Consider the following 13,049-nt stretch of genomic DNA (forward strand, 5'->3'; position numbering starts at 1 on the left):
CGTCAGGCCGCCGCGATCTCCACGACGATCCTGCCCGTCGTCACCTGCTCGCCCTCAGCAACATCGATGGCCGACACCGTGCCGGCAACGCCTGCCGTATGCACGTGCTCCATCTTCATTGCCTCCAGCGTCATCACGGGCTGGCCGGCCGTAACCTGCTCGCCTGGCGTGACCAGCACGGCGACCACGCGACCATTCATCGCCGCGCGCACCTTGCCGTCGCCGCCGCTGCCCGCCGCGGAAACCGGCGATGCTAACGTCAGATCACGCGCGGCGATCGTGGCGCCACGATGCAGGATATGAAGCCGGTCGTCGTCGCGCAGGAACCTGGCTGACTCCATGATGCCGTCGGTACGGAAGCGGATCGTATCGGAGCCGAGCTGCTCGATCTCGAAACGATGCTCGCCGCCGTTGAGGCTCGCCAGGTAACTTCCGTCGCGATTCCGAACGATATCAACGTCGGTCGCACCATGCCCAAGGTCGATCCGCATCGTCAGCGGAAACGTCGCTGCCAGACTACGTCCGCTGCGCCAGGGTGGCGCATGCGGGTTGGTGACGTAAAGCAGCAATGCCGCCAGCCCAGCTTCCGCCTTGTCGTTCGCCCGCCGAGCCAGCAGTTCATCGCGATGACTGCCGATGAAAGAAGTGGTCGCTTCGCCCTTCGCAAAAGCAGGATGGCGCAAACAGGAAATCAGAAATCCCTGATTTGTGGTGACGCCGAATGCGGCAGCCTGCTCCAATCCACAGATCAGCCGGCCCCGCGCCTCGTTGCGGTCGGCACCATGGCTGATGATCTTGGCGATCATCGAATCGTAGAACGGCGAAATCTCCGAACCCGATTGCAGCGCGTGCTCGACGCGGATGCCATCCGGCATCTGCCACAACGCCATTCGCCCCGATTGCGGCATGAAGTCATGGTGCGCGTCTTCCGAGCACAGCCGTACCTCGATGGCATGGCCGGAGAATCTGACATCTTCCTGCCTGAGCCCAAGCGGTTCACCCGCGGCGATGCGCAATTGCAGCTCGACCAGATCGAGCCCGGTAATCGCTTCGGTGACGGGATGCTCGACCTGAAGCCGTGTGTTCATTTCCATGAAATAGAACTCACCGCGCTCATCGAGCAGAAATTCCAGCGTACCGGCGCCTTCATAGCCGATCGATTTGACTGCTGCGACGGCGACGGCACCCATCCGCGCCCGCAGTTCCGACGTCACCTTCGGCGACGGCGCTTCCTCGATCAGCTTCTGGTGCCGGCGCTGCACGGAGCAATCGCGCTCGCCGAGATGGATGGCATTGCCGTAACGGTCGCCGAACACCTGGATCTCGATATGGCGGGGATCGAGAATGGCGCGCTCCAGGATGACGGTTGGGTCGCCGAACGCGCCCTGCGCCTCCGACCTTGCGTTGCGCAGCGCATCGGGAAATGCTGCGGCGTCCTCGACCAGCCGCATGCCGCGGCCGCCGCCGCCGGCGACCGCCTTGATCATTACGGGGAAGCCGATCTTCCTGGCCTCCGCCAGCATCACTGCGTCGTCCCGGTCCGCGCCCTGATAGCCGGGCACCACAGGTACTCCGGCCTTCCGCATGATGTCCTTGGCGCCGGCCTTGTTGCCCATCGCCCGGATCGCCTCCGGCGACGGGCCGATGAAGACCAGCCCGGCATCGCGGCAGGCCTGCGCAAAATCCTCGTTCTCGGCGAGGAAGCCGTAGCCTGGATGCACCGCGGTCGCGCCGCTGGCCTTGGCCGCAGCAATGATCGCATCGATTCGCAAGTAGGACTGCGTCGGCAGTGCCTCCCCAATCCGCACGGCAGAATCCGCCTCGCGCACGTGCAAGGCGTCGCAGTCGGCGTCGGAATACACCGCGACGACCCCATAGCCGAGACGGCGCGCGGTGCGCATGATCCGCAGCGCGATTTCGCCGCGGTTGGCGATGAGGATCTTGAAGAACGGCGTTCGTTTCATCTCAGTCCCGCTCATGGCCGCGCGACCGAGAATTGCATGCGCTGCGGCGAGCGGGCCTCGGCCTCACGGCAGATCGCCAGCACTTCCGCAAGCACGCTGCGGGTATCGCGGGGATCGATCACGCCGTCGTCCAGCACGCGCGCGCTGGTCGAGAACACGTCCATCTGGCCGTCGAACACACCCGTGATCTGCGCCTTCATCGCCTCCAGCTTGTCCTTCTCGATCGGCTTGCCCCGCCGCGCCGCCGCAGCCTCGGTCACGATCGCCATGGTTTCGGCGGCCTGCTCGCCGCCCATCACGGCGGTCTTGGCATTGGGCCAGGAGAAGCAGAACCGCGGATGGAAGCCGCGCCCGCACATGCCATAATTGCCGGCGCCGAAGGAAGCGCCGCAGTAGATCGTGATCTGCGGCACGGTCGCCGACGTCACTGCCTGGATCATCTTGGAGCCGTGCTTGATCATGCCGGCTTCCTCATAGGCCTTGCCGACCATATAGCCGGTGGTGTTGTTCATGTAGAGCAGCGGCGTGCGCGACTGGCAGCAGGCCTGGATGAAATGCGTCGCCTTGTTGGCGCCGGGCACGTCAAGCGGGCCGTTGTTGGTGATGATCCCGATCGCCTGTCCTTCGATCCGGGCGTGGCCACACACGGTGGCGGGACCGTAATTGGCGCCGAACTCGGTGAAATCGGAATCATCGACGAAGCGCGCGATGGCCTGGCGCATGTCGACCGGGCGCTTGTGGTCCATCGGCATGATGCCGAGCAGCTCGTCGGCGTCATAGCGCGGTGGCTTGAATGATACTTGCGCCTGCTTCGGCCGATCCCATTCCAGATTGGCCATGATGTCGCGTGCGATACGAAGCGCGTCGCGATCGTCCTCAGCCAGATAGTCGCCGAGGCCCGAAATGGAGGTATGCATCTCGGCGCCGCCGAGCTCCTCCTCGGTCGCGATCTCGCCCGTTGCAGCCTTCAGCAGCGGCGGTCCGGCCAGAAACGCGCGGGTGCGGCCGCGGACCATGACGATGTAGTCGGAGAGCCCAGTCTGGTAGGCGCCGCCAGCCGTGGACGATCCATGTGTGACGGTAACGACCGGCAAGCCGGCCGCCGAGAGCAGCGCGAGATTGCGAAAGATGTTTCCGCCCCGGATAAAATCCTCGACGCGGTAGCGCAGCAGATTGGCGCCGGCGCTTTCGACCAGCTGCACGTAAGGCAGCTTGTTCTCCAGCGCCAGTTCCTGCACGCGCAACGTCTTGTCGAGGCCGTAGGGCTGCAATGCGCCGGCGTCGATGCCGGAATCATTGGCGCTGACCATGCAGCGGATGCCGGAGACGAAGCCGATGCCCGCGATCACGCCGCCCCCGGGCACGCTCTTCTCCGCATCCGGCACGTCGAACATGTAGCCGGCGAGTGTCGACAGTTCGATGAAGGGCGAGCCGGGGTCGAGCACCAGCGCCACGCGCTCGCGCGGCAGCAGTTGGCCGCGCCTGTGGAACCGATCTTTGGCCGCGGCCGATGCCGTCCGCGTACGATCTTCCAGCGAGCGCATCCGCGCGATCAACGCCAGCATGCCATCGCGGTTGGCCTTGTACCCGGGGCTGCCAGTTGCGATCGTCGATTCGATGACGGCCATCTGCGATCTACTTTCCAGTGAAATGTTCGCTGAAGGCCTGCCGCAATTCGACCTTGCGCAGCTTGCCGGTCGCTGTCATCGGCATTTCGTCGAGGATACGCACCAGCTTCGGGACCTGGAAGCCGCCGAGATGCTTGCGGCAATGTTCGGCAATTCCGGCTTCATCGGCTTGCGCCCCCGGCTTCAACTTGACAAAGGCAGACACTGCCTCGCCCCATTGCGGATGCGGCAGACCGACCACTGCGGCGTTCTGCACGGCAGGGTGGGCAAGCAGCGTCTCCTCGATCTTGACGGAGGCGACGTTCTCCCCGCCGGACTTGATCATGTCCTTCTTGCGGTCCAGGAACAGCACTTCGCCGTGCTCATCGATCAGTGCGAGATCGCCGGTGTGGTGCCAGCCGAACTTGCGCGCCTCTTCGGTCGCCTTGGGATCCTTGTAATACCCCATCATCACGTTCGGCCCGCGATGCACGAGTTCGCCCACCTCGCCACGCGGCAACAGATTTCCGTTGTCGTCCATGATAGCGGTCTCGTTGACGATCAACGATTCGCCCCAATAATTGCCGAAGCGTTGGAGCTGGCGGTCCGGCTGCGACATCGTGGTGGCCGGATACATTTCGGTCTGGCCTGATGTCAGCACGAAGTTCTGACACATGTCGGCCATAGCGCGCTCGAGCAGCGGCCGGCCCATCGGCGCCATGGTATAGATGCAGGTCCGCAAGCCCGAAAGATCGAACTCCTTCCGGCGCGGGTGATCGAGGATCGCCTGGTACATCAGCGACAGGCCGACGAAGACCGTCAGCTTGTCGCGCACGATGGCTTCCATGCAGACCACGGGATCGAAGCCGCGCATCAGCGCCATGCGGCCGCCGACCGACAGATAGCTCAACAGCAGCACATGGCCGGCGCAGTGGAACAGCGGAAACTGCCCGGTGATGCCGTCCTCCCGGCCAAGCTTCATTTCGATGGCGTTGCTCATCACGGCCATGACAACGGCAAGATGACAGTGCATCGCCCCCTTGGGCCGCGACGTCGTGCCTGACGTGTAGATGATCATCGCCAAATCGCGATCGTCGAACTCGATATCGGGCTCGATCTCGGATTGGCCTTTCAGCAGGTCGTTGAAATTCTCCAGGCCCGTCGCAGCGACCTTGCCGGCCAGGTCGATCGCGATCATCTGCATGCCGCGCTTTTCCAGTACAGCGCGGCGGTCGGCCTGCGCATGCATGACGTCGTCGATCAGCGCAAAACGCACCTCGGCATGATCGAGGATGTAATCCATATCAGCCGGGCCGAGCATGGTGTTGATGGGCACCCAGACGAGGCCTGCGCGGTGGATGCCGAACAGCGCTTTGACGAATTCGACCGAATTGTTGCAGATGGTCGAAATCTTCTCACCCGGCTTCAGGCCACGCTGGACGAGATAGTTCGCAAACCGGTTGGCGTCCCGTTCGAGCTCGGTGAAGGTCACGCGACGCGCACCGTCGGTGAGCGCGATGCGGTCGGGAAAGCGCGCCGCGGCGCGCTTCAGGAGATCGCCGATCGCCACCCGCCCGATGCGCCCGGGACCGGGTACGCCGCCGGTCGCTGTCAGATTGGTCATGTGATTCGCCCCTTAGACGACTTGAATGTGACCGGAAGCGCCTGACACGTCGTCATTGCGAGCGAAGCAATCCATGCTTCCTTGCAGTGAAATGGATTGCTTCGCCGCGCTCACAATGACGCGAGACATCAGACGCTCAGTGTTTCGTTCCGAAAATCTTTCGCGCTTCCGCCGGGCTGGCGATCTCACGGCCCGCGCGCCGTGCGCAGGCAGCGATGGCCTCTATCAACTGCCCGTTCGAAGTCACCTTGGTGCCGTCGGCGAGATAGAACGTATCTTCAAGCCCGGTACGCAAGTGACCGCCGAGATCGGCGCAGCGCTGGTGCAGCGGCCAGATTTCGGCGCGGCCGATCGCGGTCACCTGCCAATGCGCTTCCGGCAGCTTCAGCTTCAACAGGATCGGCAGCAGCTCCGGGTCGGCCGGCATGCCTGACGCAACGCCCATCACGAAGTTGTATTCCAGCGGCCCGGAGTACATGCCGGTCTGACGATACATGCCGACGCAGCGTACGATGCCGACGTCGAAACATTCGAATTCGGGAATCGTGCCCGCCTCCTTCATCGCGTCGAGATAGTCCTGCACCTTCTCGACCGCGTTGTCGAACATCATCGGCGGCCAGGCCCAGGTGTTGTCGGCCTTCACCTTGAGATAATTCAGCGAGCCGGCATTGCAGGCGGCGATCTCGGGCCTGGTCTCGCGCACACAATCAAGCGCCCCCTGATATTTCGGACCCGACGTACCCGTGGTGTGATTGATGATGACGCCGGGGCAGGCCTCGCGTATCGCCTGCTGAATCTCCTTGGACACGTTGACGTCCCAGGACGGCAGATGCCCCTTGTTCGGCTCCTGCTGGCGCAGATGGATGTGCATGATGCTGGCGCCGGCGTTGAACGCGGCCCTGGCCTCGTGCGCCATCTGCTCCGGCGTGACAGGCACATTGTGCTGTTTCGGATCAGTCAGCACGCCGTTCAGCGAACATGTAATGACGGCCTTGTCGCCCATGGATCAGCCTTCGATTGCAAGACGCGAAAGATCGCAGAACTATCTTGAGCGATCATGCGTCCGGCATCAGCCGGCTTCTTGCGTCCACCCGCTATTGTCGATGCTGGCGCGTCGGTGGCTATAGATCGCAAGATCGCGCGAGCCGGAGAAGATCGCGCGCGGCTTCAGCCCGTAGAAGCGGCGGATCGAGTGGCTGAAATGCGTGGAATCGGGATAGCCGATGTCCTGCGCCAGATGCGCAAGGTTGATGTCCTGGTTGGCGAAGTGCAACAGATGCCGCGCGCGCTTCCAGGCGCGGAACGAGCGGAAAGAAATTCCTGTCTCCTCCTTGAACAGATGCAGGAAGCGCGACGGCGACAATCCGGCTTCCGCCGCGCAGCTTGCCGCCGTCACCGGCTCGCCGGTGAATTGTCCGATCTGCAGAATCGCGCGCGCCACGCGCGGGTCGACCACCCGCCGCGGCAACGCTTCGCCAAGACAGAGAGTATCGAATTCGGCGCTGGTGAACTCGTCGCCTGCGTGATGCTCGCGCAGTTCGCTATAGGCGGTGCGGATGCGACTGGTGAAAGCTTCGCCCGCAGGCCCCGCGAGGCGGTTGGCAAGGTCTTCGAGCACACCGGGGCGAACGCTCTCCGGTTCGATCACGACGCTCAGCACCGAGCGATAGTCGCTGGCGATGGTGTGCCTGATGTTCGGAAGTACGGCGACCATCTCGCCATGGCTCTCACGGCCATCGGCGGTCGTCAGCCAAAGTCCGCCCTCGATCGAGACGTAGATATTGAATGCCCCCGAGCAGCGTTGCCGCGGACGGCCGAGCAGGCCGGCGTAGAATACGCGCTCCGGGGTGATCAGCATCAGGTGGCCGGATTTGTGGCCGTTGTCGTCCATGGCTCGTCCTCCTCGCGCGGCTCTCTGGCCGCTGCGATGGGAGCAACCATAGCTGAAATTCAGGACGTGGCCATGGCAGAATCCGTCATTCCGGCATGGTCCGAAGGACCAGACCCGGAATGACGCAACCCCTCAGGCCCGGACGCGCGGCGCGACGTTTTGCTCGATGCCTGCCTTGCGCTCAGCCGCAACCGCGCGCTGATAGCCTTCGCGTTCCTGCAGCCGAGCCCAATAGGCCCTGACATTCGGCCCGAAATCCTTGGCCAGGCCGATATTGTCGGCCAGCCGCAGCGCATAGCCGTTGACGATATCGGCTGCGGTGAACCGGCCGGCGCACAGGTTTTCGGCATTGGCGGTCGCTGCCTCGACCGCGCGCAGCCGACCCAGGAACCATTTGGCGTAGTCGCCGGCGACTTGCGGGTTCCGCCGTTCCTCCGGCTCGAGCTGGCTGTATCTCAGCACCAGCGTCTGCGGAAAGGTCAGCGTGGCGTCGCTGAAAAACATCCAGTTCAGGAAGGCGCCATAGGCCGGGTCGTGCAGCCCAACCACCAGCGGCGTCGGGCCGTATTTGGTGCCGAGGTAATAACAGATGCCGGAGGACTCCGTCATCTTGGTCTCGCCGTCGATCATGAACGGAATGGTGCCGAGCGGATTGATGGCGAGATATTCCTTGGCGAACACCCGTGGCGGGAACGGCAGCATCTTCAACTCATACGGCAGGCCCATCTCTTCCAGCATCCAGAGGGGACGGAACGAGCGCGCGCCGTCGCAGTGATAGAGCGTGATCATCAGGCGTCCCCTTTTCTTGATAGCAGGCAGTCTGGAACGCCGGCAGGCCGTCCGCAACGATATCTTCGTACGTTCCGGCGGGCGCCGCGGTCAGAGATCTGCCCCCTCGATGATATTGCCGAACCGGACATAGCCTTTTCCATCCCAGCGCTGCAACTGCATCTGACGCAACGGATGGTGGTTGGTCGGGCTAGTGTTGACACGGACGCCTGGCAACAGCGTCGGGACCTCGACATTCCTGAGGTTGTTCGCCTCCCGCATAATGCTTTCGCGGCTGAAATTCCCCTTGCACTGCTCAAGCAGGACGCGCAGCACCGACGTCACCGTATAGCCGTACGCGTTGAGGAACTCCTTCGGATTCCCTTCGCCGTAGTACTTCGCCATGAATATGAGGTAGTCCTTGATCGCCGGATCTTCCGACCACGCCGGATCGGACGGATCCTTGATATATACCGAGGTGATGACACCGACCGCGCGCTCGGCCCCGACCGGCATGATGGTCGAGGCGACAGAGGCTGCGCCGCTGGTGACGAAATGCATCGGTTTCCAGCCGAGTTCGTAGACCTTCCGGATCGACTGCGCGGCAAACTTCGCCGTGACGCCCGAGATCAGCACATCCGCGTTGCTGGCGCGCAGCGCGACCACCTGCGAATCGATCGTCGGATCGGTGACTTCGTATGACACCGCCTTCACCATGGAATCGTAGCGCGGCCCCATCACGTCGCGCAGACCGTTGACGAAATCCTTGCCGAGGTCGTCGTTCTGGTAGAGCAGGGCAAACTTCGCGTCGGGCTTCTGGCTCAGCGCGTATTTGGCGAAGATCTGCGCCTCGGTTCTCGAACTCGGCGCAAAGCCCATGGTCCAGGGGTAGTTTTGGTAATCGCCCCATTTGTCGCCGTTCACCGACAGGAACAGATGCGGCACCTTCTTTGAATTGACGTACTTGACCACGGCCGAGTTCGGCGCCGTGCCGAGCATCGAAAACAGGAAGGCGACATTGTCACTTTCGATCAGCTTCCTGGTTTGCTCGACGGTTTTCGCCGGATTGAAGGCGTCGTCATAATAGATGAAATTGATCTTGCGGCCGGCGATGCCGCCCTGGTCGTTGATCATACGGAAATAGGCATCCGAGCATTTCGCGATCGTGCCCAACGCCGACACCGGTCCGCTCAGCGAAGTGGTGCAGCCGACCTTGATCTCAGTCGCGGTAACGCCGGGAGTGTCTTCGGCACGGGAGGGGCCCGCAAGCGCCACGACACCGGCCGCTGCCGATCCAGCCAAAAGCGAACGACGGTTGAGCGTGGTCATGCCTTCCTCCCAGGTTACGTTCCCCGGCTGCACTACGCTTCGCGCAGTCGTCGAATGAAACGTAGGAGGCTGCAAGGCTTCCGGTCTTGCGTCTATGTGCTGGCCACAGGCGCGGTGCGTGAACCGCCATTCAGTCTCAGGCGTTGCTGTGTTTCCGCAGTTCGAGGCGGGCAATCTGATTGCGATGGACCTCATCCGGGCCGTCAGCCAGGCGAAGCAGACGCGCGGTAGCATAGGCCGCGGCCAGCCCGAAATCGTTGCTGGTGCCGCCGCCGCCGTGCGCCTGAATAGCCCAGTCGACGACCTGACACGCCATGTTTGGAACCGCGACCTTGATCATCGCGATCTCGGCCTTCGCCGCCCGGTTGCCGACTGTATCCATCATGTGAGCCGCATTCAGGGTCAACAACCGCGCCTGCTCGATCATGATACGCGACTCCGCGATCCGCTCCTGCGTGACAGTTTGCTCCGAAACCGGCTTGCCGAAGGCAACGCGACTGCGGGTCCGGACGCACATCTTCTCGAGGGTCCGTTCGGCAAGTCCGATCAACCGCATGCAATGATGGATGCGGCCGGGACCAAGACGCCCCTGCGCAATCTCAAAGCCCCGTCCCTCGCCGAGCAGCATGTTCGTTGCGGGAACACGCACGTTCTCGAATACGACTTCCGACGCGCGATCGGGCACGCCGTAGAACCCGAACACGGGAAGCGGGCGAAGCACCCGAATGCCGGGCGTATCCATCGGCACCAGGATCATCGACTGCTGGCGATGGCGATCCGGATTGTCCGGATCGGTCTTGCCCATGAAGATACAGATCTTGCAGCGTGGATCGGTCGCGTTGGTCGTATACCACTTGCGGCCATTGATGACGTAATGATCGCCATCGCGAACGATCGAGCTCTCGATATTGGTGGCGTCGCTGGAGGCAACGGCCGGCTCGGTCATGGCAAAGCAGGAGCGGATTTCGCCTTCGAGTAGCGGCCTGAGCCACCGCTCCTGATGCTCCCTGGTGCCATAGCGCGCCAGCACTTCCATATTGCCGGTGTCGGGCGCCGAGCAATTGAACAGCTCCGGCGCGAGATGCGACCGCCCCATGATCTCGCATAGCGGCGCGTATTCGAGGTTGGTCAAGCCGGCACCATGCTCGCTTTCCGGCAGGAACAGATTCCAAAGCCCCTCCTCCTTGGCTTTGGGCTTCAGTTCCTCAACCACGGGGAAAACCTTCCAGGGACCCAGATCTTCCGCCTCGCGATAGTACCGCCCCTCATTCGGATAGACATAGCGGTCCATGAAGGACTGAAGACGATGCGTCAGTTCGACGACCTTCTGGCTCTCCTGATAGAGCATCTCGATTTTCCATTCATGATTGTGGGACTGCGGCACGACCCGCCGATCTCGTTTCGCCGCTATTTCTGCTTCACGCCGGGCAGCGTGCCCATCATCTTGCACAGCACCATCAGCATCACCTCGTCCGCGCCGCCGCCGATCGAGGTCAGGCGACTGTCGCGATAGGCCCGGCTGACAGGCGTCTCGTTCATGAAGCCCATGCCGCCCCAATACTGCAGACAGGCGTCGGTGAGTTCGCGGCCAAGACGCCCGGCCTTGAGCTTGGCCATGGTAGCAAGCCGCGTCACGTCCTCGCCGGCAACAAGCGCTTCGCCGGCACGATAGATCAGCGAGCGCAGCAGTTCGACCTCTGTCTGCATTTCAGCAAGTTTGAAGTGCACGGTCTGGTTATCGAGGATCGAGCCGCCGAAAGCCTTGCGGTTGCGGGTATATTCGATCGTTTCGGCGATGATGTATTCATGCGCCTTGAGGCAGGCCGCCGCGCCCCACAGCCGCTCCTCCTGGAACTGGATCATCTGGTAGGTAAAGCCCTTGCCTTCCTCGCCGATCCGGTTGCGCTTGGGCACCCGGACATTGTCGAAGAAGATCTGCGCGGTATCGGACGAGCGCATGCCCAGCTTGTCGAGCTTGCGCGCCACCTGCACGCCCCTGGCTTTCATCGGCACGCAAATCAGCGACTTGTTGCGGTGGACCTGATCGTCGCTGGTGTTGGCGAGCAGGCAGATCCAGTCGGCCTGCACGCCGTTGGTGATCCACATCTTGCCGCCGTTGATGACGTAATCGTCCCCGTCGGAACGCGCACTCGTCTTGATCGAGGCGACGTCGGAACCGGCACCCGGCTCCGATACGCCGACACAGGCAACCGCATCGCCCGCAATCGCTGGCGCCAGAAATTCGTGGCGCACCTCATCGGAGCCGAACCGCGCCAACGCAGGAGTAGCCATATCGGTCTGCACCCCGATCGCCATCGGCACGCCACCGCATTTGATGGCGCCGAGTTCCTCGGCCATCATCAGCGCGTAGGAATAATCGAGTCCTTGGCCGCCGAACTCGACTGGCTTGTTGAGGCCGAGAAAGCCGAGGTCGCCAAGCTTCTTGAACAATTCATGCGCCGGGAAAATGTCGTTCTTCTCCCATTCGTCAACAAAGGGATTGATCTCGGCGGCGATGAATTTTTGCAGGATGCGGCGGGGTTCGTCGTGATCGGCGGTGAAGAGCATCGTTTCATTTTTCCTTCGTCATTCTGGGGCGTCCGCGAAGCGGGCGAACCACGATGCGCAATTGCGCATCTGAGAATCTCGGTTCACCAGCTCTGGATTCCGGGTTCGCGCTCCGCGCGCCCCGGAATGACGGTGCTTGCCTCACAATCCCATCTGCCGTGAAGCGAGATCTTTCATGATCTCCTCGGTGCCGCCGCCAATGGCGTTGACCTTGACCTCGCGGTAGATGCGCTCGACCTTGACGCCGCGCATGAAGCCGGCGCCGCCGAAAATCTGTACCGCCTCGGAGGCGCAGAACGCCATGGTTTGCGTGGCCTGGTTCTTCATCATGCAGATTTCGGCAACGGGGCTCTCGCCCTGCCCGAGCCGCCACGCCAGCATTTCCAGCATCGCCTGCGACGCCGCAACCTTCTGCGCCATATCCACGATCTTGTGACGAATCACCTGGTGCTGCGCGATCGGCTTGCCGAAGGTCTTGCGCTCCTTGGCATAGGCAATCGCCTCTTCGACGCAGACGCGGGCATAGGCCGTGCAGCTCGCCGCCATGCCCATGCGCTCGCTGTTGAAATTGCGCATGATGATCTTGAAGCCCTGGCCCTCCTCACCGATCAGGTTTTCTACCGGCACGCGGCACTCGTCGAAATGCAGCGTCGCGGTATCCGACGCCCACCAGCCCATCTTCTTGAGCTTCGTGCGCGACAGGCCCGGCGTATCGCCTTCGATCAGCAGGAGGCTGACGCCGCCCGGTCCCTCAGCGCCAGTGCGCACCGCAACGGTCAGATAATCGGCCCGCATGCCGGAGGTGATAAAAGTCTTCTCGCCGCTGACGACGTAATGATCGCCCTCGCGCCGCGCTTTGGTGCGGAGGTTGGCAACGTCGGAGCCGCCGCTCGGCTCCGTGATCGCGAGCGCCGAAATCTTCTGGCCCGCCAGCACCTGCGGCAGCACCCTCGCCTTGACCTCGGGCTTTGCAGCGTGCGCGATCGGCGGCGAACCGATGGTGTGGCTCATCAGGCTCGAGCTGACCCCGCCGGCGCCGGCGCGTGCCAGCTCCTGCGACGCCACGATTTTCATGAACTGGTCGGCAGGCACTCCGCCATATTCTTCCGGGAAGCCGAGCCCGAGCAGCCCGATCTCGGACGCCCTGCGATAGAGTTCGCGGGGAAACTCGCCGGCCTCGTCCCATTCATGAGCAAAGGGTTCGATCTCGCGCGCTACGAAGCGGCGCATCACATCGCGGAACGCTTCATGGTCCGCCGTATAGAACGGGCTTTGCACCATTGTACGCTCCAGCATGC

General features: G+C 62.7%; 10 protein-coding genes. All 10 read right to left on the bottom strand.

Translation table 11 applies throughout. The features are described 5' to 3' along the window. Nucleotides 1–2: 2 nt before the first annotated feature. The 10 genes from LMTR13_RS36825 to LMTR13_RS36870 all read right to left on the bottom strand — a co-directional run bounded on the left by LMTR13_RS36825 (nucleotide 3) and on the right by LMTR13_RS36870 (nucleotide 13,032). Entirely contained in the window at nucleotides 3–1,964 is a 1,962-nt protein-coding gene (locus tag LMTR13_RS36825) for an acetyl/propionyl/methylcrotonyl-CoA carboxylase subunit alpha (protein WP_197520973.1), read from the bottom strand. An 11-nt stretch (nucleotides 1,965–1,975) separates the two neighbouring features. Next, a complete protein-coding gene (locus LMTR13_RS36830) occupies nucleotides 1,976–3,592 on the bottom strand; it encodes an acyl-CoA carboxylase subunit beta (RefSeq protein WP_065732014.1) in 1,617 nt (538 codons plus the stop codon). 7 nt (nucleotides 3,593–3,599) lie between these two features. Beyond that, nucleotides 3,600–5,195: an AMP-binding protein gene (locus LMTR13_RS36835; protein WP_065732015.1), complete on the bottom strand. Its 1,596-nt coding sequence runs from the start codon at nucleotides 5,193–5,195 to the stop codon at nucleotides 3,600–3,602. A 136-nt stretch (nucleotides 5,196–5,331) separates the two neighbouring features. Beyond that, a complete protein-coding gene (locus LMTR13_RS36840; RefSeq protein WP_065732016.1) occupies nucleotides 5,332–6,198 on the bottom strand; it encodes a beta-keto acid cleavage family enzyme in 867 nt (288 codons plus the stop codon). A gap of 66 nt (nucleotides 6,199–6,264) precedes the next feature. Beyond that, a complete protein-coding gene (locus LMTR13_RS36845; RefSeq protein WP_065732017.1) occupies nucleotides 6,265–7,086 on the bottom strand; it encodes a helix-turn-helix domain-containing protein in 822 nt (273 codons plus the stop codon). A 132-nt stretch (nucleotides 7,087–7,218) separates the two neighbouring features. Then, complete coding sequence (locus LMTR13_RS36850) at nucleotides 7,219–7,875, bottom strand: glutathione S-transferase family protein (protein WP_065732018.1); 657 nt, start codon at nucleotides 7,873–7,875, stop codon at nucleotides 7,219–7,221. Between the two features lie 90 nt (nucleotides 7,876–7,965). Next, the gene (locus LMTR13_RS36855; RefSeq protein WP_065732019.1) at nucleotides 7,966–9,183 is read right to left on the bottom strand and encodes an ABC transporter substrate-binding protein; all 1,218 of its coding nucleotides are present in this window, start codon (nucleotides 9,181–9,183) and stop codon (nucleotides 7,966–7,968) included. Between the two features lie 136 nt (nucleotides 9,184–9,319). Next, nucleotides 9,320–10,531 carry an acyl-CoA dehydrogenase family protein gene (locus LMTR13_RS36860; RefSeq protein WP_065733281.1) on the bottom strand — a complete coding sequence of 404 codons (1,212 nt, stop codon included), beginning with the start codon at nucleotides 10,529–10,531 and terminating at the stop codon, nucleotides 9,320–9,322. 59 nt (nucleotides 10,532–10,590) lie between these two features. Then, entirely contained in the window at nucleotides 10,591–11,751 is a 1,161-nt protein-coding gene (locus LMTR13_RS36865) for an acyl-CoA dehydrogenase family protein (protein WP_065732020.1), read from the bottom strand. A 141-nt stretch (nucleotides 11,752–11,892) separates the two neighbouring features. Further along, nucleotides 11,893–13,032: an acyl-CoA dehydrogenase family protein gene (locus tag LMTR13_RS36870; protein ID WP_065732021.1), complete on the bottom strand. Its 1,140-nt coding sequence runs from the start codon at nucleotides 13,030–13,032 to the stop codon at nucleotides 11,893–11,895. Nucleotides 13,033–13,049 lie beyond the last annotated feature (17 nt).

This window comes from Bradyrhizobium icense, from assembly GCF_001693385.1.
GTDB lineage: Bacteria > Pseudomonadota > Alphaproteobacteria > Rhizobiales > Xanthobacteraceae > Bradyrhizobium > Bradyrhizobium icense.

Excerpts from the sequence above, each read along its gene's own strand:
- LMTR13_RS36825 (WP_197520973.1), bottom strand. The coding sequence starts at position 1,964 with ATGAAACGAACGCCGTTCTTCAAGATCCTCATCGCCAACCGCGGCGAA.
- LMTR13_RS36830 (WP_065732014.1), bottom strand. The coding sequence starts at position 3,592 with ATGGCCGTCATCGAATCGACGATCGCAACTGGCAGCCCCGGGTACAAG.
- LMTR13_RS36835 (WP_065732015.1), bottom strand. The coding sequence starts at position 5,195 with ATGACCAATCTGACAGCGACCGGCGGCGTACCCGGTCCCGGGCGCATC.
- LMTR13_RS36840 (WP_065732016.1), bottom strand. The coding sequence starts at position 6,198 with ATGGGCGACAAGGCCGTCATTACATGTTCGCTGAACGGCGTGCTGACT.
- LMTR13_RS36845 (WP_065732017.1), bottom strand. The coding sequence starts at position 7,086 with ATGGACGACAACGGCCACAAATCCGGCCACCTGATGCTGATCACCCCG.
- LMTR13_RS36850 (WP_065732018.1), bottom strand. The coding sequence starts at position 7,875 with ATGATCACGCTCTATCACTGCGACGGCGCGCGCTCGTTCCGTCCCCTC.
- LMTR13_RS36855 (WP_065732019.1), bottom strand. The coding sequence starts at position 9,183 with ATGACCACGCTCAACCGTCGTTCGCTTTTGGCTGGATCGGCAGCGGCC.
- LMTR13_RS36860 (WP_065733281.1), bottom strand. The coding sequence starts at position 10,531 with ATGCTCTATCAGGAGAGCCAGAAGGTCGTCGAACTGACGCATCGTCTT.
- LMTR13_RS36865 (WP_065732020.1), bottom strand. The coding sequence starts at position 11,751 with ATGCTCTTCACCGCCGATCACGACGAACCCCGCCGCATCCTGCAAAAA.
- LMTR13_RS36870 (WP_065732021.1), bottom strand. The coding sequence starts at position 13,032 with ATGGTGCAAAGCCCGTTCTATACGGCGGACCATGAAGCGTTCCGCGAT.